Origin of the sequence: Aeromonas sp. MR19, from assembly GCF_963899305.1 — a bacterium.
Taxonomy (GTDB): Bacteria; Pseudomonadota; Gammaproteobacteria; order Enterobacterales; family Aeromonadaceae; genus Aeromonas; species Aeromonas bestiarum.
Genome location: NZ_CAWQWZ010000016.1, coordinates 1 through 23,738, shown reverse-complemented (window position 1 = coordinate 23,738; position 23,738 = coordinate 1). Strand labels below are relative to the sequence as shown.

Annotated in this window: 15 protein-coding genes and 1 pseudogene; 13 read left to right on the top strand and 3 right to left on the bottom strand. The window is 53.7% G+C overall.

The window, feature by feature from the left end:
* Positions 1 to 686 precede the first annotated feature (686 nt).
* The 9 genes from AACQ95_RS12565 to AACQ95_RS12525 all read left to right on the top strand — a co-directional run bounded on the left by AACQ95_RS12565 (position 687) and on the right by AACQ95_RS12525 (position 14,411).
* Complete coding sequence (locus AACQ95_RS12565) at positions 687 to 1,487, top strand: LuxR family transcriptional regulator (RefSeq protein ID WP_241281074.1); 801 nt, start codon at positions 687 to 689, stop codon at positions 1,485 to 1,487.
* 229 nt (positions 1,488 to 1,716) lie between these two features.
* Positions 1,717 to 2,235, top strand: a complete 519-nt coding sequence (hcp1, locus tag AACQ95_RS12560; protein ID WP_155604112.1) for a type VI secretion system effector Hcp1 — start codon at positions 1,717 to 1,719, stop codon at positions 2,233 to 2,235.
* Between the two features lie 321 nt (positions 2,236 to 2,556).
* On the top strand, positions 2,557 to 4,593 hold the full coding sequence (locus tag AACQ95_RS12555) for a type VI secretion system Vgr family protein (RefSeq protein ID WP_241281072.1): 2,037 nt from the start codon (positions 2,557 to 2,559) through the stop codon (positions 4,591 to 4,593).
* Positions 4,594 to 4,602: 9 nt separating this feature from the next.
* Positions 4,603 to 5,991, top strand: coding sequence for a PAAR domain-containing protein (locus tag AACQ95_RS12550; RefSeq protein ID WP_042866121.1), 1,389 nt, complete (start codon positions 4,603 to 4,605; stop codon positions 5,989 to 5,991).
* Entirely contained in the window at positions 5,988 to 6,773 is a 786-nt protein-coding gene (locus AACQ95_RS12545; protein ID WP_241281070.1) for an ankyrin repeat domain-containing protein, read from the top strand. Before AACQ95_RS12550 ends, AACQ95_RS12545 begins: the two co-directional genes overlap by 4 nt.
* Before the next feature lie 181 nt (positions 6,774 to 6,954).
* Positions 6,955 to 7,896 (top strand): DUF4123 domain-containing protein, encoded by a 942-nt coding sequence (locus AACQ95_RS12540; protein WP_241281068.1) that lies wholly within the window; start codon positions 6,955 to 6,957, stop codon positions 7,894 to 7,896.
* Positions 7,897 to 7,899: 3 nt separating this feature from the next.
* Complete coding sequence (locus AACQ95_RS12535; RefSeq protein WP_241281067.1) at positions 7,900 to 8,817, top strand: DUF4123 domain-containing protein; 918 nt, start codon at positions 7,900 to 7,902, stop codon at positions 8,815 to 8,817.
* Positions 8,818 to 8,829: 12 nt separating this feature from the next.
* The gene (locus AACQ95_RS12530; RefSeq protein ID WP_241281066.1) at positions 8,830 to 13,710 is read left to right on the top strand and encodes an RHS repeat-associated core domain-containing protein; all 4,881 of its coding nucleotides are present in this window, start codon (positions 8,830 to 8,832) and stop codon (positions 13,708 to 13,710) included.
* 8 nt (positions 13,711 to 13,718) lie between these two features.
* Entirely contained in the window at positions 13,719 to 14,411 is a 693-nt protein-coding gene (locus AACQ95_RS12525; protein ID WP_241281065.1) for a hypothetical protein, read from the top strand.
* Positions 14,412 to 14,797: 386 nt separating this feature from the next.
* Here AACQ95_RS12525 and AACQ95_RS12520 read toward each other — a convergent pair.
* Positions 14,798 to 15,101, bottom strand: a pseudogene (locus AACQ95_RS12520) (transposase); the annotation flags it as partial.
* 262 nt (positions 15,102 to 15,363) lie between these two features.
* Between AACQ95_RS12520 and AACQ95_RS12515 the strand changes: the two are divergent.
* Positions 15,364 to 16,731, top strand: a complete 1,368-nt coding sequence (locus AACQ95_RS12515; RefSeq protein ID WP_241281064.1) for a tetratricopeptide repeat protein — start codon at positions 15,364 to 15,366, stop codon at positions 16,729 to 16,731.
* 44 nt (positions 16,732 to 16,775) lie between these two features.
* Here AACQ95_RS12515 and AACQ95_RS12510 read toward each other — a convergent pair whose 3' ends face one another.
* Complete coding sequence (locus AACQ95_RS12510) at positions 16,776 to 17,984, bottom strand: tyrosine-type recombinase/integrase (RefSeq protein ID WP_241281063.1); 1,209 nt, start codon at positions 17,982 to 17,984, stop codon at positions 16,776 to 16,778.
* Positions 17,985 to 18,423: 439 nt separating this feature from the next.
* Complete coding sequence (locus tag AACQ95_RS12505; protein WP_241281061.1) at positions 18,424 to 19,335, bottom strand: LysR family transcriptional regulator; 912 nt, start codon at positions 19,333 to 19,335, stop codon at positions 18,424 to 18,426.
* 162 nt (positions 19,336 to 19,497) lie between these two features.
* Between AACQ95_RS12505 and fdhD the strand changes: the two genes are divergently transcribed.
* The 3 genes from fdhD to AACQ95_RS12490 all read left to right on the top strand — a co-directional run bounded on the left by fdhD (position 19,498) and on the right by AACQ95_RS12490 (position 23,636).
* Positions 19,498 to 20,304, top strand: a complete 807-nt coding sequence (gene fdhD, locus AACQ95_RS12500) for a formate dehydrogenase accessory sulfurtransferase FdhD (protein ID WP_241281058.1) — start codon at positions 19,498 to 19,500, stop codon at positions 20,302 to 20,304.
* Positions 20,291 to 22,579: an FdhF/YdeP family oxidoreductase gene (locus AACQ95_RS12495; protein WP_241281056.1), complete on the top strand. Its 2,289-nt coding sequence runs from the start codon at positions 20,291 to 20,293 to the stop codon at positions 22,577 to 22,579. The genes fdhD and AACQ95_RS12495 overlap by 14 nt, the downstream gene beginning before the upstream one ends.
* Positions 22,580 to 22,967: 388 nt before the next feature.
* The gene (locus AACQ95_RS12490) at positions 22,968 to 23,636 is read left to right on the top strand and encodes an Arm DNA-binding domain-containing protein (protein ID WP_241281054.1); all 669 of its coding nucleotides are present in this window, start codon (positions 22,968 to 22,970) and stop codon (positions 23,634 to 23,636) included.
* The last annotated feature ends 102 nt before the right edge of the window (positions 23,637 to 23,738 follow it).

Sequence of the window (23,738 nt, the reverse complement as noted above, 5' to 3'; positions counted from 1 at the left end):
CTCAGTCACCTGCTTGACGGCGGCCAGTTTAAATTCTTCCGTGTAACGTTGCTGCTTGCTCATAACACCTCCTGAATGACCTCAGTTTGAGGCTCTTGAGGTGTCTAGGAAAGTAGGGGCGATTCAAAAGGATAACTATTATGGGTCTCAAACCTGGTCCGAAACCAATTGCTAAATCAACAGGGAAACCTGATCAACGTCGCCGTGATAATAAAGATACTCCGGGAAATACTCCGTCGTTAAAGCCGAGTAAATCCACAGGGAAGTAAGAAGATCAGGAAATAGATACCGGTGAGGTGGGGCCGGTGGCCCCATTTCTTCGCCCCTCCCAGCCTCTTACAATCAAGATTGCTTTCGATAGTAAGCACAATAAAATCAGCAATTTGCTTTGCTTTAACGTTCAGGCCATGAGGGCGTTGTTACCCAAGTCCATATGGATGGAATGGAACAATTGAAAATTCAGCAATCTTAGCACCACCATCCCTTTTAGGTCTGCCCCTAGTGGCATGATAGTTGTCACTGGAGCAGCGCGAACAAGGCTATCAGCTGGACGAGTTCCTCATCTAAATTTGTGGGCGATGCCGACTATTGATGTAGCCATTCCTTTATTTATTGACGGGGCATTATACTATCTGATTGATTATTGGTAATGTTTAGTACATTTTATCGTTCCGCGAGCAGAATGCTTGACCACCACCCCACTTCATCTCCTCAATACTGCCGACGCACTGACGCTCATCACCCAGTTCGATACGGCAACTGACGAGCACACCATCGTCACGCTGTTGCGCACCCTCAGCCAGCAGATGGGCTTTGACCACTTTCGGCTGGGATTCATTTTTCCAAGTTCTATCCAACGCCCCGAGGTGCGCATCTTCAATGGCTGTCCAGCCGAGTGGGTACAGGCCTATGATGCGCAGCACTTCTTCGCGGTAGACCCAGTAGTGCGCAAAGGGATGACTCAGAGCATGCCGTTTCTGTGGGCCAGCCTCATCAACGAGTGTTGCGAGCAACAGGATACCGCTGGCGTAGAGGTCATGCTGCAGGCCCATGATGCGGGCTTGTGCGATGGCATCACTTTCCCCTGGCATGGGGCTAATGGTCATGTGGGATTGCTGTCATTTATTACCCGAACACCCCGTACTGAACACCAGTGGCTGACGGAAACGCCATTGTTGAGCTGGCTATCGGTACATATCTTTGAAGCGGTTGTTCGGGTCTGCTTATCCGATATCCCTCGTCGGGAGGTGCTGAGTCTACGGGAGCTGGAGGTGTGTCAGTGGGCGGCGGAGGGCAAGCAAGTCAGTGATATAGCCCAGATACTGGGCATCACCCCCCGGACCGTGACTTTCCACCTCAATCGTGTTGTCGAGAAGCTGGGGGCGAGTAGTAAAAGCCAAGCGATATCTTGGGCGCTCAAGCAGGGGTTGGTAAGGCTTAATATCGATAATGCGCTAGTGGGAAACGTGGATGAAGATGGCCAATAGCTCCAAATGGCGCAACATATTGCGCAAATAGCGAGCGTTAATACTGCGAATGCAATCTTTGCTGGTGTAATGGCCTGTACAGCGCAATATCTTGCTGCTGATTTGAAGTGGTGTCGTGATGATTGTTGTAACTTGATGATAAATAATGAATAAATAAAGTGGCATGGTCGCTGCTAATGGTTTTGGTCGAGTGCTAACTCATTTCACCAATCCATTTAGGAGCATACACATGCCAACTCCATGTTATATCAGCATCGAAGGTAAAACCCAGGGCAACATCACTGCCAGTGCTTTCACCTCCGATTCCGTCGGCAACATCTTCGTGCAAGGCCACGAAGACGAGATGCTGGTACAAGAGTTCAATCACCAAGTTACCGTACCGACTGACCCGCAATCCGGTCAGCCTGCAGGTCAGCGTGTCCACAAGCCGTTCAAGTTCACCGTTGCGCTGAACAAAGCCGTACCACTGATGTATAACTCCTTGGCTTCCGGCGAGATGCTGCCGAAAGTGACCCTGAAGTGGTATCGCACCTCTGTTGAGGGAAAGCAGGAGCACTTCTTCTCTACCGTGCTAACCGACGCCACCATCGTCGACATCGACTGCCAGATGCCGCACTGCCAAGACCCTGCAAAGTCTGATTTCACCCAGCTTATCCAGGTCTCTCTGGCGTATCGCAAGATTGACTGGGAGCACACTGTTGCCGGTACCTCAGGTTCCGACGACTGGCGTGCGCCGCTCGAGTCGTAAACCTCACGTTCTTACTTTGCTATTCCTTGTATGTGTTCTGTGGCCGGTGTGCAACCGGCCTTTTATCCCGTGTTTTCTCCAGTCAGTCTTTGGCTACTGGAGCTTTTATGTTTTGCCATCCCCCTGCCAAAAAAATTGGTGTCGTGGTAGTGAATGCGGAGTGATGGCAAAGCAATAAGGGGTGTCCTGTTATGCAGACACAATCAACGTATTACCCGTCATGTCATTTATCTTTGGTTGCCACATATGGACCGGAGAGGGCGGTAGCGTGGTGTTTTGACAGGTTTCAGGTGGCGTTTGGAGAGGTGATAGGGAAATATCATGGCTAATCAAACCGGATTGCAGTTCACTGTCAAGGTGGGGGCGCTGCCAGGCACTACCTTTGTGGTGGCCAGTTTTACATTGAATGAAGCGTTAAGCGATCCGTTCACACTTGCGCTGGAACTGGCAAGTAGCCAGCCTGATATCGATTTTGGCGCTGTACTGGATCAACCTTGTGAGTTGCTGGTGTGGTACAACGGCGAGTTGCAGCGACGTGTTAACGGTGTTGTGAGTCAGTTCGAGCAAGGTGACAGTGGTTTTCGGCGAACTCGCTACAGTATGGAAGTCAAACCCGCCCTGTGGCGATTAGGTCTGCGTCACAATGCCCGTATCTTCCAGGCACAAAAACCGGAAGAAATCATGGGGGTCTTGCTGCAAGAGCATGGCATTACTGATTACGCCTTTGCACTCAAAAACGCCCATGCTCAGCGGGAGTACTGCGTACAGTACCGGGAGTCCGACCTTGAATTCATCAATCGCCTCGCAGCAGAAGAGGGGATGTTTTATTTCCATGAGTTCGAACAAGGCAAGCATAGTCTCGTGTTTGCAGACGATGCTGCCGCGCTTACCGATGGCCCCGCGCTCTTCTTCAATTTAGGTAACCGCTCACTAGAGCAAGGGCCCTATGTACGCCAGTTTCACTATCGAGAAGCGGTGCGCCAGGCTGAGGTGGAACTCAAGGACTACAGCTTTAAAACCCCTGCGTATGGCCTGTCCCATAAAAAGCTGGGGAGTGAACTTGAGCACCAGCGTGACACTTATCAGCACTTCGATTACCCAGGGCGTTTCAAGCAAGACCCCAGTGGCAAATCCTTTACCCAATACCGGCTCGATGCGTTGCGCAGCGATGCTATGGCGAGCCGAGGTCAGTCGAACTGTGCGGCGTTGTTACCCGGTCAGACCTTTGCATTGAGTGAACATCCTAATGCTGTCCTGAATACCCATTGGCAAGTCGTCAGCATTCTCCATACAGGTAAACAACCTCAAGCCTTGGAAGAGGAAGGCGGAGATGGTGCCACAACTGTTACTAATGAGTTCACAGTAGTCAAAGCGCTACAAACTTGGCGACCACTCTTACCGCATAAACCCATGGTTGATGGTCCCCAAATTGCCACGGTAGTTGGCCCGTCGGGTGAAGAGATTTATTGCGATAAATATGGCCGGATCAAGCTGCAGTTCCCATGGGACAGATACGGTGCCAGTAATGATCAGAGTTCCTGTTGGGTACGCGTCAGCCAAGGTTGGGCTGGCGGCCAATATGGCATGATGGCAGTGCCCCGTATTGGTCATGAGGTCATCGTCTCCTTTTTAGAAGGCGATCCTGATCAGCCCATCGTGACCGGTCGTACCTATCACGCCACAAACCAAACCCCCTACGTGTTGCCCGAACATAAGACACGTACGCTGCTGCGAACGGACACGCATAAAGGCAAAGGATTTAATGAACTGCGCTTTGAGGATGAAGCGTCGAGAGAGCAGATCTACATTCATGCCCAAAAGGACATGGACGTCGTCATCAACCACATTCATCGTCAAAGTGTGGGACTGGATCAGCACCTGACGGTCAATCAGGATCAGTTCCAGCGAGTGGACCGTCACAGTCATCGCACGGTAGCTCAAGATGATTTTGAGCAAATTGGGCAGGATCATCACCAACTGATTGGCCGCCATTTTGTGCAAAAAGTCATGGCCTCATTCAAGCGCTTCATTGGTGGGGGAGAGATCACTCATCTGGATGGTAGCCGCCAGACCTCTATTTCTGGTGGAGAAGAGTTGGTCGTAGGGGCACATCAGCGAGTGGTGGTTGGCACAGACAGCTATCTCAAAGCCACCGATATTGTGCTGGAGGCGGGGCAAGCACTGACCATCAAAGGGCCCGGTGGTTTTATCAAGCTTGATGGCTCTGGGGTAACCATCTCGGGCAATGTGGTCAAGATCAACGATGGTGGCTCACCCGGCGCCGGCACTGCGCCGGTCGCAATAGAACCAGAAGCACCCAACAAGCCCACCCTGCCGGACGCGCCGGATCGTCGCTAAGGAGCCGATATGCCAAGTGCTGCTCGATTAGGTGATAGTTGCGCCGGTCATGGTTGTTTCCCGGCGACCCCCATCATTGCAGGTAGTGGTGATGTCATCATTAATGGCAAGCCTGCTGCACGTAAAGGTGATGCCGTGTTGCTCCATGCCTGCCCCTGTCCCAACATGCCCCATGGCATTCACAGTCGCGCCATCTCCGGTGGCTCCGGCAATGTGTTTATCAACGGTAAGGCGGCGGCAAGGGTGGGTGATGCCATCGGCTGTGGCGGTTCTGTTGCAGCAGGCAGTGGCAATGTGATCATTGGGGATAGCCCCTATCAATCCCCTGCCAAGAGCTGCGCCGAGCAAGCCGCCAAAAAGCGGCTGCCACTGTTGGCGCTCTCTCCCATGCTGGTGCCATGGCAAACACTGCTTGAGTGGGCTGCTCCTGTTGCCCTGCCAGAGGTGGAAAAAACATTAACAGAAGCACAGCGCAAGCTGCGCTATCAGGCGCGTAAGCAATTATCTGAGCGTGCCGGCAAGGTGCCAGGGCTTGCTGATGCTGGCAAACGGCTTGGTTTTAACAATGACAGTATTTTGCGGGCAGAGGCTGCTAAGTACGTCTACGAGGTTGATGAATTCAATCGTGGTGTAAAAGATAAATTATCTGCATCCCCGGTGGGACTCCAGCTGGTTGATGCTAAAAAAATACCAGGCTTGGAAAAGGCCGTCTTTACCAGTAAAGAGAGCGGATTTGGGGCGGCTTTGTTTAAGTCGTCCATAAACAACGAGACCATGCTTACCTATCGGGGCACGAATAATAAAGTGACCGGTAAAATGGACTGGATGACAAACATTGCTCAGGGGGGAGGAGCTGAAACGACCCAATATAATCAGGCAATGTATCTGGCACAGCAAGTGAAACGTACAGTCGCTTCTCCCTCCTCACCACTGGTTGTGGTGGGTCACTCGCTGGCTGGTGGAGAGGCTTCTGCGGGGGTTGGCGTCACTGGTTTGCCTGGTTATACCTTCAATGCTGCCGGACTACATGCCAATACAGTCAGCCGCAAAGGTGGTCTGCCACTGGATAAGATAAGTGAATTGATCACAACTCAAGCTGTCGACGGTGAAATACTCACTCTGTTACAGGGGGCGGGAAAACTGGCGGTCCCCACCCTGTTTGCCGGGATTGGTGGTGCATTCGGAGGCTCTAGTGGTGCGGCAATTGGTGGGGCCTTGGGGGGAATGGTATTAGCTGGGGGCGCGCTGCCTTCTGCTGCAGGTAAGATGTTACCCTTGCCCTCGCAAGGTGGAAACCCCGTCGCTCGCCACGGCATGGAGCAAGTGATTGCCGGTATTGAAGCACAGAAGAGTGAGGATATTGGTACCATTACCAGCAAGCTTGGAGGAGCAAAATGATATGGTTATCTCGTTTGAAAGTACTTTGCGTAGGAATACTAGGGTTAGTATCGGCATGTCATGTAGGGGGAAGTAAAATGCAGGCCAGTGAATTTTTCCCTGCCCCTGTGGTCAGTGTGCTGGAAGCTATCCTGCGTGGTGATGAAACGACTGCACGCAGGTTAATTGAACAAGATGTTGACCTCAATATTCGAGATACAGAGCCTCCGGGAGCAACCCCATTGCTGTGGTTAGTCTATGAGACTAAAAATGAAAAAGCCGTTCAACTGGCCTTGAAATTGGGCGCCGACCCTAATTTTAAGGATGGTATGGGGGGCAATGGTGTTTCTCGGGTTACAGGGTTCAAAAATTCGGTATGGTTAAAAATGATGCTGGACGCAGGAGGGGACCCTAACTCCTTGAACGCTGATGAGCAACCAGCCATATTCAATGCAATTGGAGAGGCTCATTGGGACAATATCAAGTTATTAGTTGAACGTGGTGCAGACCTAAACTTAACCGATGGTCCTGGCAGTAATAGTGCACTGTATGGTGCATATATTAATCAGTATGAAGTTGTTTATTGGCTATTGCAGCATGGTGCTGATTATAAAATGAGGGACAGCGGTGGTTCTGATTTGGCCTTCTCGGTGGAAGATAGCCTGTCATTAATGGATAAGTCTTCCCCTCAATACCCTTGGGCGATTAAGGTAAAACAGTTTTTAGTTGATAAAGGTGTTAAATTTCCACCACTAACGCCTGCCGAAGTGCGTGAGCGTTGGGCTCGCGGAGAAAAAATGTAGTGATGTGAGGCAGTGGTCTGGGAATACCAAACCACTGCCTCACCATAACAACATGTTGTTCTGTTAATCACGTCCATCGTGCTCTGCTGTCACGCTAGTCGGCACTTTTAACGCAATACTGTAGGCGTGTGCCAATGAGCTTAATACGTCCTGTTAATGCAAAAACTAGATAGGCATTTCGATGTCGTTACCTATATTCGATATTGTCAGGGATGAGACATCCAATCTATATGTCGTCATTGATATAAGTCGGTTTGATGGTGGCGTTGATTACTGGAAGTCGTTTCATCATAGATGTTCTGAGGATTGTCGCTTATTGTCCAATGAATATAATTTACAGTGCTATCCAGGTTCTGAGTTACTGCTGCTCTTTATCGAAGAAGGTGCAGCAACGGAAAGTCTGCTGTTATGGCTGTTGTCTCATGAACGTTACCCTGAAGTGGGTATTGTGCTGCTGACGACAACAGCCGGCATCGATGAGGTTCGGCAAGCTTGCATTGCTCGCCATGCCTGTATTTACCCGGATGGACGACATGTCTTTTTCCCCTTTCACGAACCCACCCTGCTAAAGACATGGCTAGCAATGGCTGACTTGCCAACAAGGCAGCAGTTTGAATCGCCATTTCTGGCGATGTATGTACCTGAGGTGGTCGATGCAAGTTATTCAACGTTGCAATTTGAATGTCTCGGAGAGTCAACCTCGTATACCAACCTGCCTTCAAAAGGGTATGAGAACAGACTGAGTACCGAGAGTTATCGAGTGCTGACCAATCAGGCTCGCTATCAATATTTGGCCAGGACCCTGTTTATCCGAGCCAGCGAGTATTATCCCTTTGAGTTGAGTATTGAGTGGCTGGAACGACGCTTTATCAGCGGTATTGCGTTGGCAAGGGAGTTATATCCCTCTGCATCGGAGGATGAGAGGGAGTCCTGGTCGGCGCATCGCTGGATTATAGGTTCAGATTATTATCGGCACCCTCAGTTTATTAAATTGGTTTCTCACTATTCGTTATCGATGGCCATTAAAAAATTCAAGATGGATGCTGCGCTGGTCAGTGATTCACGGGCCCATTTTCATCGACGTGAATGGCTGTTTGGTCTGGTAGACGATAAAGGAGCGTAAGGCGTGAACGCAAGCAAGGTGATGATATCTGGCAAGCATCAGGATGATGACTGGCAACAGCTGCTCGATGGGCAAGGCCTGTTTATGTTTGCCGAAGCGGCCATCAACGAGGCTGTGCCTAGCCTGGCAGAAAAATGGGGCGGTAGCCTTGAGCAAACCAGACTGTATTGGGGGGAGACAGGAAAGCTGCATAGCACTATCTCCCCCTATCTCATCCCTGCTCATCGACAAAATTGGCCAGAGCTTCAGCGCCTTGTCACCCATCAACCCGGATGGGGCCTGATGTTTCAGCTCGACTGGTTCATGCTGGCGTATACGCCGCTCCAGCAGTTGCAAGCATTGCTGGCACATCTGCGGCAGTGGTCCTGGATAGATACACCTGAACATGAGACCGCCATATTGCGGCTCAGTGACTGGCAGGTGGTCAAGCCCCTCTTGATGGCAAGCTCTCCTGCCGAAGCCACTGCACTGTTTGGCCCTATCGCCAAGTTTATCGATGTGTTACCGGAGGGCGGTTGTGAATATCTCCAGCTCATTGAACGGGTCGAACATGACCTCGCTGGGCGTGCTCCGCAACAGTTATCACCTGCACAGTGGACTGCATTGAACTCGCTGTCAGATCGAGTTGCACACGATGAGTATGTCGCGCATATCCAGGCACATCATCAAGTGATTAAGGGGTGGCAACCAGAGCAATTGTTCTCTTTCGTCAAAGAGGGTGAGCGAGAGGCTATCTCCAATGGATTCAAAAACCAGCAGGATGTTATTCGCTTCTTGAGTTTAAAACTGGAAATGCCAGCGGGCTTTATGGCGCTTCCTTGGGCAAAAAAAATAATGGCTGAACCGGCTGAACTGATTGGGCAACAAAACCGCATGGATAGGTTGTTTGAACAGGCACTTCATGAATTGGATAAGGGATAGGTTGAGGGACTCATGAGTAAAAATAAAACAGCAAGCCTGATGTCCAGCGATGAGGCTGCCAAAAACAACTTTTCGACCGATAATATCATTTCTGGCGGTTGCGTAAAGTGTGGCTGTGAAGTCATCATCCATTATCATTATGACGATGGAAAGCCGGTCCCTAATGCCCCTTTTGTACTGACAGACAGTAATAAGAAAGAGATCAGTGGCAAGACGGATAAAAATGGGCTCTGTAAGATAAAAGACATGGGCTGTGGTCCTTTTGAGTTGCTAATGGAAGAGGGGAGTGATGAATTCAAACCCCAAGAAACCTTGCAAAACAACCCAGTCTTTCAATCCAATCCCGCCCATGCAGCATTGGCCGCTGAATATTTCACGCTGTTTCTTATTCTGCGTCAGCAAGGATTGATTGAGTATGATGCCTCTGACAGTGACGCAGATGAGGTGGATGTTGATGATGTCGGCATGCTCGGTGGAATTTTCAATAGTGTCCCGGATAAGTACAACCAGGCTTACAAGCGTTTTTGGGCGCTGGATAAAAAAATTAACAAGGGCAGCCGCGAGCTCAAAGTGGCGGTCAACAAGATACACCACAGTCTCGCTGCCGAGCTGGGTGATAAGGCCAGCAGCAATGAAGCGGTGCTCTTGGTGTGTGAAGTACTGCTGGGTTTTGTTCCTGTGGTCGGTCAGGTCATCGACCTGTATGCGATTGGTGAGTGGGGTTACGTCTCCTACAAGGAGCCGGCAAAGCTGGATGACAATCTGCACTTGGCGGGAGGAGCCCTGTGTTTGATAGGGGTTATCCCCGGCTTTGGTGATGCCATCAAGGTCAGTGGCAAGGCCATTATCAAGGCATTGAAACTGGGCGATAGGAAGTCAATTCAGTTTGCCATCAAGACCATTCGCAGTCTGTCTAATGGCAACTTGATTAAAGGGCTGACGGAGCTACGTTCCCAGATAACGACATATGGGCAAAAAGCCAAAGCCATCTTGCTGCAGGTGATTGCGGCATTGAAGAAAATGCTGATAGACCCGGCAAGCAACCGCTGGCTGATTGCCATGATGAAGGAGCAAATTACCGGGATTATCCACGCGCTGGAGAAACTCTCTGCAAAATACGACTCAGCACTTGCCTATATAGCTGCAAAATTTGATGAATTTATTGGCAAGGTGGTCACCCGAGTCACCGGCTCACCACGGGCTAAAGGGCGTGCTGATCTGCCAGAGGGTGTCAATGCTGGTCGCAACAAGGGGGATGGTGATCTCGATAAACCACCCACCGAAACAACGCAAGCTGGTCAGGCAGATGGCAATAACTGCGCCTCCACAAAAACGTGCCAAGGGAAAGGTGAGCCGGTCGATATGGCCACCGGTTTCGTGTTCGAACGCCGGGAGGATTGGCGCCTGGTCAGCCTGTTGCCTGTCGGATTGACGCGTTACTACCGCTCGGGTGGGCAGCGCCGTCCCGGTATCCTGGGTACGCTCTGGCGTACGGAATGGGACATGTCACTGGAGCTGCAAGAGGGCATGGTTGTCTTCACCGATGGTGAATTTAACCAAGCCTTCTTTACCCTGCCTGATGAGGGGGCGTGGGCGCAAAGCCTCTCTCACCCTGAGTGGCGGCTGACCCGTACCGAAGGTCTGTTGCAACTGCATCATTTGGATGGTCGTCGTTATGGGTTCGAGCATGCCCGTGGTCCCCACCTCTACCTGACGTCCATGAGCGATGCCTGTGGCAACACCATGCGCTGGGTATGGGAACGGGGACGGTTGGTACGCGTACTGCTAGCCGATGGCCGCTACATTCGAGTCAGCCATCAGGGGCGCAATGTCAGGGCGCTCACCCTGGTGACGTCGGAAGTTGACCCTCCGCGCCAGCTCTCACGTTATGAGTACGGTACCAATGGCGAGCTGCTTGAGGTGCGGGCCGGTGCCGGGCGCAGCTTTGATTATCAATATTCACCGCAAGGGTGGCTTACTCGCTGGAGCGACTTGGCCCAGACTTGGGTCGAGCACGAATACGATGCGCAGGGGCGCTGTCTGGCCAACCGCTGCGCCGACAACTATTGGAATGGCCACTTCCGTTATGACGATGCCAACCTGACCAGTTACTACCACAGTGGTTTTGGTGGCGTTACCGCCTATGTGAGGGATGAGCGTAACAACATCTTGCTGCGCCGTGAGCCGGATGGTGGCGAGACTCGCTTTGAGTGGGTGAACAATCAGTTGGCGGCACTAGTCAATCCGCTGGACCAGCGCACCGAGTTTGAGCGTAACGAATGGGGGCAAGTCACCCAGGTTATCCTGCCCGATGGCACAACTCACCGTTATGGTTACGATGAGGCGGGCAGGCTGCAGGCCTATATCGACCCGCTCGGCCAACCTTGGCAATACAGCTATAACTCTCTGGGTCAGCTTGAGACGGTGACTAATCCTTTGGGGCAAACCTGGGGTCATGAATACACCCCTCAGGGACTGCTTGCGGCCATGACCGACCCGAGCGGGCTGCGCAGCCAGTGGCAATATAGCCCACGTGGCTTGCTGGCCCGCTACGAGCCGGCAGTGGGTGCTCCCTGGCGCTTTGACTACGACCCGCAGGACCGTTTGGTTGCCCGTTATCAGCAGAGCGACCAACAGCCCTTGGTACGCCGTTGGGAATATCGCCATAACGAGCAACAGCCCAGCAAGGTCATCTATGAAGATGGCACAGAGAGCCGCTTCGATTACGATATCGAGGGCAATCTGGTGCGACTGATCGATGCCTTGGGTCAGCAACATCAACTTGCCTATAGTGCCTTTGACAACCTCCAAAGCGTGACCGACCCACTGGGTGCTACCACCCGCTATCACTACAATGCCGAGAGCGAGTTTGCTGGCGTCACCAACAGTCAAGGGCGCAACTGGCGGTATGAATTTGACCACTGCGGCCGAGTGTCCAGAGAGGTGCATTACGACGGTCGCTGCTATGACTACCGTTACGATATGGCCGGACAGCTTGTCTTGCGTCGTGCGCCGGATAGCGCCGAGCTGCACTATCACTACGATGCGTTGGGGCGATTGAGCCGAGTTGAAGCGTTGCGTGAGCATGGCGAGCGCGAGGGGGAGACTCATTTTGTCTATGACGCTGCCGGTCGTTTGCTGCGGGCCAGCAATGCAGATGCGGTGGTGGAATACGAGTGGGATGCGCTGGGACGGGTGGTGTGCGAGCGCGTCAATGGCGAGGCGATAGAGAGCCGTTATGGTGAGGCTGGGCAGCGCGAGGCGATAGCCGGCTTGCTGGCCCCACTAGGTCTGGATTGGGAGCAAGGGCGGCTGGCCCAGCTCACCGTGGGTAGCAAACAACCCCTGCAGTTTGCCCATGACCAGCAAGGACGTGAACGGGTGCGCCAGAGCGAGGCCGGCTTTGCCCTGACACAAGGGTGGAGTGCCACCGGGCTCTTGCTCTCTCAATCCCTAGTGCCGGCGAGCGGCGCTGTGCCCGACACACTGTCGCGTCACTATCAGTACGATGCCCTCGACCGCCTGGTTGGGGTCAACGACAGCCACTGGGGCGAGCAGGGCTGGAAGTTAAATGGCAATGGCCAGGTGGTGGCTGAGCGTAGCAAGCGCGGCCACGAGCGTCAGGCTCGGCTGTTTGGCTATGATAGCGAGCTGAACCTCTGCGAGCTCTCCCATATTCTGCCAAGTGATGGGCAACCGCTGTCCAGCCAGCAGGCTCAGGCAGAGCCCCTGCGCCGTTATGATACTGCGGGTCGGGTCAGTCAGATAGGGCCTAATCAATACCGCTACGACAAGTGCGGACGGCTCAGTGAGAAGGTGGTATCACGCCCCGGTTTCCGGCCCCAGACCACCCAGTTTGAGTGGGATGGCTTTGACCGCTTGCAACGGGTCACTCTGCCCGATGGTAGCCGCTGGCGTTACCGCTACGACCCCTTTGGTCGGCGTATCGGCAAGGAGAGGGAAGGTCAGGTAAGCCAACTCACCGCTATCACCCGTGTCCATTACCGCTGGGACGGTGACCAGTTGGTACAGCAACAAAGTTACCAAGCTGATGGCAACGCCGCCCGGCAGGTGCAGTGGGTGTATGAGCCGGGGAGCTTCAGGCCACTGGCCCAGTGGGAAGCCGGTGAACAGGATGAGCGTCTGCACTATATCGTGACTGACGTAGCGGGCACTGCTAGAGAGCTGTGCAGTGAAGAGGGAAATATTGTCTGGCGGGGTGAACAGCTGCTGTGGGGTAACCATCGCGCTGATGCGATACCACAACAGCTCAGACGTTTCCTGGGAGATGCGGCGAACGAAGAAATCTACTGCGAGCTGCGCTATCAGGGTCAGCTCTATGACCAGGAGACGGGTCTCTACTACAACCGTCATCGTTACTTTGACCCGGAGTTGGGGCAGTATATCTCATCAGACCCGATAGGATTTGCGGGAGGATTAAGGCCACAGGGGTATGTACGTAACCCGCTTGAATGGGTGGATCCGCTGGGGCTGGCGCAATGTCCATCCGTTGGAGCCAAATCAGAAACGAAGATCAACTCAGGTAAAGATGCGCCGTCTGATAGTGGTATATATAGGTTTACTGATACAAACGGTAATGTATACACTGGATCGACAAATGACTACGGTACACGTATGAATCAACATATCGCGGATGGTAGGTTGGCTCCTGGTTCTAAAGTAGAATTTACCCCGATTGATGCGCCAGGAAGAAGCGAAAACGGTGCTAGACGCGTAAGACGTTTTTATGAACAACAGGGTATCGGTTTCGATAGTAATGGTATACCGCTACCGAATAAGTCATCAGGTTTTAGAGCTGTTTCCCCGGAAAAATGGAAGAAATATACTGGGAGTGATGGACTTCCTGACTTCAACAATCCTTACTTTAATTGAGTGACTGCATGGACATTTCATCTTTTAAAAAATATATAAAGTTGGCGCCAGACAATGTATCAGATTGGCAGAGGTGGGAGTGTTCATTGCCTACCTTCGATTCTATATTGCCGATTTTGGATTATGTATATAACTCCGAGTGGCAGCGAGATGATTGGAAAGCCATAAGGGCATTCATTCGGAAAGGTTATTTAGAGCAAAATAAATCATCTGAATTGCTTGGTGGAATTAAGCATATTAATATATTCAACTCTAAAATAGATAGTTTAAGAGTAGATGTGGCTATTTCATTGAACTGCTCCATTGTTCGTTCATTGGAGTCAATAGATTTATGCTCTAATTCAGTAGAGTCATTAAGTGTGACCCATGCAAGCAAACTCTCTGAGATTACCGGGAATATTCAAGGCTTAAGCTACTTATCTTTAAATAAATGTCAAAAATTAGATATTGGTTCTATCATTACAATGCTTGATAACGTAAGAATTCTAGATCTCAGTGGGAACCCACAGTTGTCCAGCATTGACGAGTTACGTGGAAATAAAAATATTTTTGCGTTGTATCTAGTTGAAACGAATGTAATTAAGGCTAAAGAAACAGTAGATGTATTGGCTTCGATGCCAAACTTGAAAAAAATTTGGATTAAGGCAAACAAGAATGAGTTGGAGATTTTGAGAGACGCTCTACCAGGGATTGTAAATTAAGCATGGAAAAAGTCAGAGCATATAGGGCCGCAGGCTCGGTTAGCGAAACGTAATCAGACGTTCGTGAATAACAAATGAAAAGTAACCATAAAGACCCAGGACTATTACAGTGTTATGCATCACTAGCTGTACCCGATATTCTGTCTTGCCACTATCGTTACGATGTCCTCGACCACCTAGTTGGGGTGAATGAGGCGTTGTTTCCTAAATCAACCATCAAGAAACAACTGCCCTGGCTCCAAGTGACCGTTACTCTTGGGGTTTTCTGACTGGCAGACCAAAGGCGTTTAGTTTGTTTATCGCGCTCACATGCGCCATTACCTATCCAACTTGGCCGTTATAGTTAGCCTTGATCAAAATCCGGATCTAAGGCCGCAATCTCCACCTAATCTCACAGTTATCGATTGAGGGCTTGGCAAACTGGTGCGACTCGGGGCACACAGCGGTACATTCATCAGCTCGAGTTGGGAGTCGAACAACCCTTGTATAGCTCTCAAGGTGAGGTTGAAAATTCCCTTTAGCATCAGGAAGGTACGGATGATCTGGTCGGTGGCCCCTTCGTCCGTGATGGTCGTGGTGGAACTAGTTGTTCACGGCGTTGGCATCAACCCACAAGGTGAGAGAGCCACGAGAAATCAAAAACTTGTTGTATTGAGAGCAATTAGTGATGGGGTGAAGCGCCTTGCCAATGAATGCTGACTTGAAGGGAATGGTGGTGACCAGATCACCGCCTCGTCATTGATGTACTCTGAGACGTTGACAAGGATGATTAACTTTTTACGAGGTTGAGCTCATCGTTTAGTACTTTAACCACCTGATAGACAAGGGCTAATAGCCAGGGAAGGCGCCGCATCAGCTTTATGTCCATCAGGTGGCTGCGTAGCATAACGGATCAGCCTGCAATACAGCAGTGCCTCATCCGTAACTTTTCCACTCTGCGAAGATTCTCTCCATGACACATCGAGCCTTATGGCTAGCGCTGGCAGCCAGTATGCTTACAGCCTGTTCTTCCACTGCGGCACTCACTGACGCCGAGCTATCCCAAGCCGCAAAGCAGGGGGATGGTCACGCTCAATATGAACTGGCCAAGCGCCTAGCCAGCCAACCAGATTACCCCAACGCCATGCACTGGATGCAGCAGTCTGCAGAGCAGTCCGGATCCTTGGCGGCCGATCAGAAGATCCGTGCTAACGCTTCGTGGCAGGTTGGCGATTGGTATCAGACTGGACTCGGTGAGCCAAAGAATTCGGTGCTGGCCACCCAGTGGTGGCAGCGTTCGGCTCGTCTTGGCAACACCCATGCCAGCTATCGGCTAGGATTGATGTGCCAGGAGCAGCACCAAGGCAAACTGGCGAGCGAATGCCTCGATTGGTTCGAGCAGGCTGCCAAGCGGGAGCATGCTGAGTCACAGTTAGTCCTGGCCCGGTGGTACAGCAAACAACCGGGGGCTGATGCAGATGTTATCAAGTGGCTAGAGCGGGCAGCAGAACTGGGCAACCGTGATGCCCAGTTCTTGCTGGGTGAGCGATACGCGCAAGGTAAAGGGGTTGCTAAACGACCAGATCTCGCCCAACGCTGGAATGACAAGGCTGCTGTCCAGCAGCAACCGGACGCCTTGTTGCGGCAAGCCAAACAGTCGGCACCTGGCAACGTTTTCGCAGCTTATCAACGAGCAGCTAGTGCAGGTTCTGCTGAGGCTGAACTCTGGCTAGGTATGGCTTATCTGACAGGGAAACAGGTTCCCACAGACCCAGCCTTGGGTCTCTATTGGCTGGAACTGGCAGCAAGTCACGGTTCCCACGAAGCCGAGTACCAACTGAGCTTGCAGCAGGTTGACCGAGAGCAGCAGATTGAGTGGTTAGCTCGGGCTGCCGAGGGGGGTGTAACCCAAGCGTGGTTTGAGCTGGCGGAGCTACAGCATAAGCAAGGGGCTCTTGAGCAGGCCAGAGCCAGTTATGCCAGGGCAGCCCAACAAGGGCACACGGCAGCGCAATACGCCTACGGTGAAATGCTGCGTCTGGGGCAAGGGGGTAAAGAGGATTACGCGCTGGCTCTTAAGCAATATCGTCTGGCGGCCCAACAAGGCGACCGCATGGCGCAATACCGAATGGGGACACTACGTGAAGAAGGCCTCGGGGCTCCTCGCAACCGAGTACATGCTTACGCCTGGCTCTCACTGGCGGCGATAGAAGGCATGACTGAAGCAGTACAAGCTCGTGATGAGCTGGAGGTTCTTATGACCAAGCCAGAAGTCAAACAAGCTCAGAAGCTGTCGGAGCACTGGTTTGGCAAGATGCGATTAACCATCAGGAAAAGCTAAAAAAAGAACATAGAAGGAAGCGGCCCATCAGGGCCGCTTCCTTCTTATTCAGTTGGTAAATTATCAGTCACAAATTGAGCCCAAGCATCCATCATTGGCCGCCGTTGGTCCAGCAAGTCAGTCCGATGGTAAGCCGCCTCAACTTTGTTCTGGATAAGGTGTGCGAGCGCTCGCTCAGCCAAGTCTCTGGGATAGCCTTGTTCGCTACACCAGTCCCTGAACGTGGAGCGAAAGCCATGAGCAGTGGCCAGCCGTTCAGGCGTCGTGCTTGGGGCCTCGACTCTTCTGAGCAGAGTAGTCAGAGCCATATCCGTCAGTGGCACTTGTTTACGTGGGGACGGGAAAACCCATTCACCATGCAGCCCCCGCACCTTATCCAATACAGCCATAGCCTGAAGAGATAACGGAATTCGGTGAATGACTTTGGTCTTCATCCTATCAGCCGGAATGGTCCATATTGCAGCCTCGAGGTCGAGTTCTTCCCAGCGCATGCTTCTGGCCTCACCAGAGCGGCAGCCGGTCAGGATCACGAACGACAGTAGGGCTCTGCTGACATCAAAACGCTCGGAGTTTGCCAAATGCTTGTGATAGAACTCAGGCAGTATGCGCCAATCCATAGCTGGTTGGTGCTGGGTGCGAATTGCTTTACTGGGCTGCAGCGGCAGGAGCTTATCCACGACATCGACAGGGTTTGCTTGGCAGAAGCCATGGGCCCAAGCCCAAGCCATCACTGCATGTAGCCGCTGCTTCACGCGGGTGGCGGTTTCCGGGATCGCCAACCAGATAGGCTGTAGTACGCTGGCGATATGCACCGGAGTGATGGTGTTGATAGGCTGCCGACCGATGATCGGGAAGGCGTATTGCTCTAGGGTCGAGATCCATTGCTTCCCATGTTTGGGATTACGCCAGCCTGGGAGTAGCTGTTGGTGTACCTGGCGAGCCGCAATTTCGACTGTGGGTATCGTAGGCTTACTGGCTTCTTCTTTCTTCACCTCCAAGGGGTCCAGCCCTTTGGACAGTTGCTCACGCATCAGACGAGCCTGGTTACCTGCATCTGCAACCGAGACTTCCGGGTAGGAACCTAAGCCAGCATTACGGCGTTTGCCGGTGATGGGACTGACATATCGCAGCACCCACTTTCCTTTGCCTTTTATCGTCGATGGATGTAACGCCAGACCTGTGATTCCCCCATGAGGGAACGGCTTGTCTTCTGGTTTTAAGCTACGCGCCTTGGTATCGGTGAGTGTCGCCATGAGGTCACCTCTGTAGATGTGAGTATGCCAACCAGTATGCCATTGCATATGGGTTTTGATGATATGAGATTGAAATGGATTGGACGATGTTTATTTATAAGATATTGATTTAAAATTATTTATTGAAATTTCGCGGATGGCTTTAGACTGTGTTATGGCGGGCTGTCTCTCCGCCATATTCCTTGTCTGGCTCATGCCGACAAGCTGCTGAAGACCCGCAACGCGCCTGCCTTGCGGGTTTTTTGTTGCCTGAAATTAATGGATATGGCTCGCAGGCCCACCGCAGCGCGCCTTCATTGAGTGGACATCGGCGGCATCTTGCTCAAGCCACAGGGAGGCAGCCAGGCCCGCCATTGTTGGCAACGAGAGCATGGGCGAGCCCCTGTTACAAATAGCTACCTTGGCGAGTGTGGGGATGCAGCGCCAGCCCCGGAGCGGGTCAATCTGCACCGTTGGCACTGGTTGCTGCTTCGGATACCAGTGCGAGAAAGGCGCGTATGGCGGGGGTGATGCTGTGCTGACGAGTAATAAAGACAGTGCTGCCGGCCTCGAGCGGCTCAAGGGGCTGGCAGACCAGGTCCGAGAGCTGGCTGGCGGAGCGGGCGAGGCCAGCGCTGACTATGGCCCAGCCCAGCCGGTGGCGCACCGCGCTCACCAGGTGGAACAGGGAGTCTGTCTCCAGCACCACCTTGAGCGGGATCCCCGCCCGTTCGGCGGCAAGATCCAGGTATCTGCGAAACTGCATGGAGCGGCTTGGCAGCACCAGGGGTCTGTGTTGCAGACTGGCCAGGGTCATGGGCTCGGAGGAGGGGAGGGGCTCCGCCGCGCCGCGGTTCATCAACACGGCCATCCGGTTGTGACCCTGAGGGTAAACGTGGAAGGCGCGCCTGCCAGGTTCGCCCGGAGGCTCGTCAAACCCCAGGCCTATGTCGCACTGGTGCAGCGCCAACTGTGACAGCAGGGCCTCGTTGCTCAACACCGACAGGCGAATGACGATATCGGGGTAGCGCTGCTTGCAGCGGGCGATGAGCGGCATTATGTCGACGTTAGACTGCGGCACTATGCCGATGCGCAAGGTGCCCGACAGCTCGCCGTGAAACAGCGCCAGCTCCTGCTTGAGCGCCTCCTGTTCCAGCAGCATCCGCTCGGCATACTGGCGCACCAGCTCGCCCGCCTCGGTGAGGGCGACGAACTGGCTGGTGCGCACCACCAGATCGGTGCCCAGGTTCTTCTCCAGCGCCGTGATGCTGGCTGAGAGGGTCGGCTGGGTGATGTGGCAGGCCTTGGCGGCCCTGGCAAAATGTCGATGCCTGGCCAGTTCGTGAAAATAGTGCAGCTGCTTGATGTTCATGACGGTGTTGCGCGGCGTCGGGCGGGATGATGCTTAAAATTAATCAATTGAAAATTCATCGTCAATAGAGTGATTCTATCAGGAGATAGATTTAATTCATTGGTTTTGCCGGGGCGGTCTCTCTAAACTTGAATGCAGTTTGCATTTTTAGGCCAACCCTTCATGCCTGCGCCCTGCTCAGTCGGCACCCCTGCCAATCCACCTGCCTCGCCTTCGCTCGATCATCTGGTGGAGGAGGTGGCGCTCTCCATCAACATCAATGGCATCAACCATGCGGTGATGATGGCGACCCCGGACGATCTCGACGATTTTGCGGTCGGATTTCTGTTCTGCGAGTCGATCATCTGGCACAACCACGATGTGCACGATATTCGGGTATCCCCCGCTGAACATGGCTTTGTGCTGGATGTTACCATCGCCAACCGCTGTCTGGCGCGGCTACAGCTGCGTCGGCGCAGGCTGACCGGTGCGACCGGCTGCGGCATCTGCGGTGTGGAGGCGGTCGAGCAGGCATTTCCCGATCTTCGGCCATTGCCGATGACGCAGCCCCTTGATGTTGCGCTGTTGGCCGAACTGCGGCCGCAGATTGCCCAGTGGCAGCTCAAGGGGCAACACTCCGGCGCCCTGCATGCGGCGCTGGCGCTGGATGAGCAGGGGCAGATCCTCCACTGCCGCGAAGATATAGGGCGTCACAATGCCCTCGACAAGCTGATCGGCCTCTTGCTGCGCCAGAAACGCCCCTGTGACACCCTGGTGGTGACCAGTCGCTGCGGCAGTGAGCTGGTGCAAAAAGCGGCGCTGTTCGGCGCTCGTCACCTCGTCTGCCTGGCCTCACCCAGCCAGCTGGCGGTCAGGTTGGCCCTCAAGTACAACCTCAACGTCGTCCATATTCCCAAGTTTGATGCCCCGGTCAGCTACTCCAGCTATCGCCCGGCGGATCCCATCGGAGAGTGCCATGAGTCATATTGAAAAGCCTGCCAAAGCAGGCGGTTTTTCGTCCCTGCAGTCCACCATGAAGCAGGTGTTGCGCAGCCAGAAGACCCGCCAGAACATCAAAAATCTGCTGCGGGTCAACCAGACAGACGGCTTCGACTGCCCGGGCTGCGCCTGGGGCGACAACGATCACGGCGCCTTCCAGTTCTGCGAAAACGGCGCCAAGGCGGTGGCCTGGGAGTCGACCGGCAAGACGGTGGGGGCCGAGTTTTTTGCGGCCCACTCGGTGCGCCAGCTGGCCACCCAGAGCGATTACTGGCTGGAGTATCAGGGGCGACTGACCGAGCCGCTGCGCTACAATCCGGCGACCGATCACTATGAGCCGATAAGCTGGGACGACGCCTTTGCGCTGATCGCCGATACCCTCAGGGGGCTCGACAGCCCGAACGAGGTGGAGTTCTACACCTCGGGGCGTGCCAGCAACGAGGCCTCCTACCTCTATCAGCTGTTTGGCCGCCTGTTTGGCACCAACAACTTCCCCGACTGCTCCAACATGTGCCACGAGGCGAGCGGGGTGGCGCTGACTCAGTCGGTCGGCATCGGCAAGGGCACAGTGGTGCTGGATGATTTTGACCGTGCCGAGGCCGTGTTCGTCTATGGCCAGAATCCGGGCACCAACCATCCGCGCATGATGAATGCCCTGCGCCAGGCGGCGCGAAATGGCTGCAAGATCGTCAGCTTCAACAACCTCAAAGAGGTGGCCCTCGAGCGCTTTGCCAGTCCGCAAAGTCCGCTCGAGCTGCTGACCCCGGCGGCCACCACCATCAGCCATCAATATCTGACGCCCAAGCTGGGCGGCGACATGGCCGCCATCCGCGGCATGGCCAAATACATGCTGGAAGAGGCGCCACAGGTGGTGGATCGCGACTTCATCGCCCGCCACACCCGCCATTTTGACGAGTATGAGGCGCAGGTGCGCGCCACCGGCTGGGCCGAGATCGAGCAGCAATCCGGGCTGATCCGAGACGACATAGTGCAGGCGGCCCGGGTATTTGCCGCCAGCCGCAGCGTCATCAGCTGCTGGGCCATGGGGCTGACCCAGCATCTGCACTCGGTCGATACCATTCGCGAAATCGTCAACCTGCACCTGATGCGTGGCCAGATTGGCAAGCCGGGGGCTGGGCTCTGTCCGGTACGGGGCCACAGCAACGTGCAGGGCAACCGCACCATGGGGATCAACGAGAAGCCGACCGCCGTCTTTATCGACCGGCTCGAGCGTCACTTGCGGGTGAGCCTGCCGCGGGCTCGTGGTCACAATGTCTATGAGGCGCTCAAGGCGCTGCACGAGGGCAAGAGCAAGGTGCTCATCTGCCTGGGCGGCAATCTGGCCGCAGCGGCCCCCGATACTGATTTCACCTACGGGGCCATGAAGAAGGCGCTGCTCAATGTGCAGATCAGCACCAAGCTCAACCGCAGCCATCTGCAGGTGGGCAAGGCGGCGTTGATCCTGCCCTGCCTCGGCCGCACCGAGCTCGATATCCAGCGCATGGGTAACCAGAAGATCACGGTGGAGGACACCTTCAGCATGGTGCACGCCTCGACCGGTGCGGCCGAGCCGGTGTCGCCGCTCTGCTTGTCAGAGACTGACATAGTGGCGCGGATGGCCCATACCACAGTGGGTAGCGAAATTGTCGACTGGCTGGCCCTGCGCGATGACTATGGGCGCATTCGCGATCTCATCGAGCAGACCATCGCCGGTTTTACCGATTTCAATACCCGCATCCAGCAGCCGTGCGGCTTTCATCTGGACAACTCCGCGGCGCAACTGACGTGGAATACCGCCAGCGGCAGCGCCGAGTTTCGTGCCAGCACCCTGCCGCACTCTGTGTTGCCGGAGTGTACCCGCCATGCCGAACAGATGAGCGATCAGCCGGTGTTGCTGCTGCAGAGCTTGCGCTCCCACGATCAGTACAACACGACTATCTACGGCATGGACGATCGCTATCGCGGCATCAAGGGCCAGCGCAACGTGGTCTTCATGAACGGGGAAGATGCCCGCCGTCTTGGTTTTGCCGAAGGGGATCGGATCGATATGGCGGCCATCTGCAACGACGGGCGCGAGCGGATTGTGACCGGATTCAACGTGGTGATCTACGAGATCCCGAAGGGCAATATCGCGGCCTACTATCCCGAAACCAACCCGCTGGTGCCCATCGACAGCATAGGGGAGGGTTCGTTTACCCCCACCTCCAAGTCCATCCCGGTGCTGGTGACCGCTACCCGTCAGCAGGACAATTTGTTGCTGATATAGACAAGGCCCTGGTTTGACATACCAGCTGCTCGGTCAGGCAACCCTGTTCGCGTTGCTGGCCATAGAGGAAAATGAAAGGGCTCGTACGGCGGGGCATGTCCATACCGACCAGTACGATGCAAGCCTGAGAGTCGTACAAACAACAACGCCGCATAAGATATGCGGCGTTGTTGTTTGCGAGATCTGGTGCCGGTAATAGGAGTCGAACCTACGACCTTCGCATTACGAATGAGAGAGTGCGTGAACCCCCTCACATTTACCAATCTATTTTACACTATACAAAATATGGCTTTATAGCTAACGTTGCTTTTATGGGCTAACACGTATATTGGCCTAATTTGTTAGCCGGTGTTAGCCCAGCGTTAGCCTGAAGGAGTTAGGCTGGATCATGGTTAAGTTAAAATTCACCAAAACGGCACTACTATCGCTAGCTCCGCCGGAGTCTGGAAAGCGCTCTACGGTATACGATACCGAAGTACAGAAGCTGGCGGTACGGATAACCGCAGCGGGCTCTCGCACCTTCTACATTGTAAAGCGTGCCGGTGCCTCGATTGCTTGGATCAAGCTCGGTTCTTTCCCTGAAATGACAGTCGAGCAAGCCCGTAACGAGGCGCAGAAGATTCTTGGTGAGTTCGCCGCCGGCGCAAACCCCGCCGCTGCTCGCCGGGCCATCAGGGAAGAGCCAAGTTTTGCCGAGATGTTCGAGCAGTTCCTAGTTGAGAAACGAAAGCGCGATGGCACTCCCATCGGTGAGCGCACTAAGCGTGACTATCGCGATACCCTGCGCATGTACCTGGAACCGATTAAGTCGAAGAAGTTGTCACACATCACTCGCGCAGATATCAAGGCCCTCCACACCAAAACCACGAAGAAAAGTGCGGCACAGGCCGACCGGGCGCTTGCCATCGTTTCGTCAGTGTTCAATTTCGCCACCGACCTAGAGATATTCAGTGGTACGAATCCGGCGAGCCGCATTCAAAAAAATCCGGCTCCTTCACGCGATCGTTTTGTTCAAGCGTCCGAATTAACATACCTTGAATCGCCCCGGCTTCTCTAGACACTTTTGAGCCGTTCGAAATATTGCTTTTCACACTCTACTGGCGATAGCCCATTGTTGAAACTGTGCCGGCGCTTGGGGTTGTAAAACATTTCAATGTAA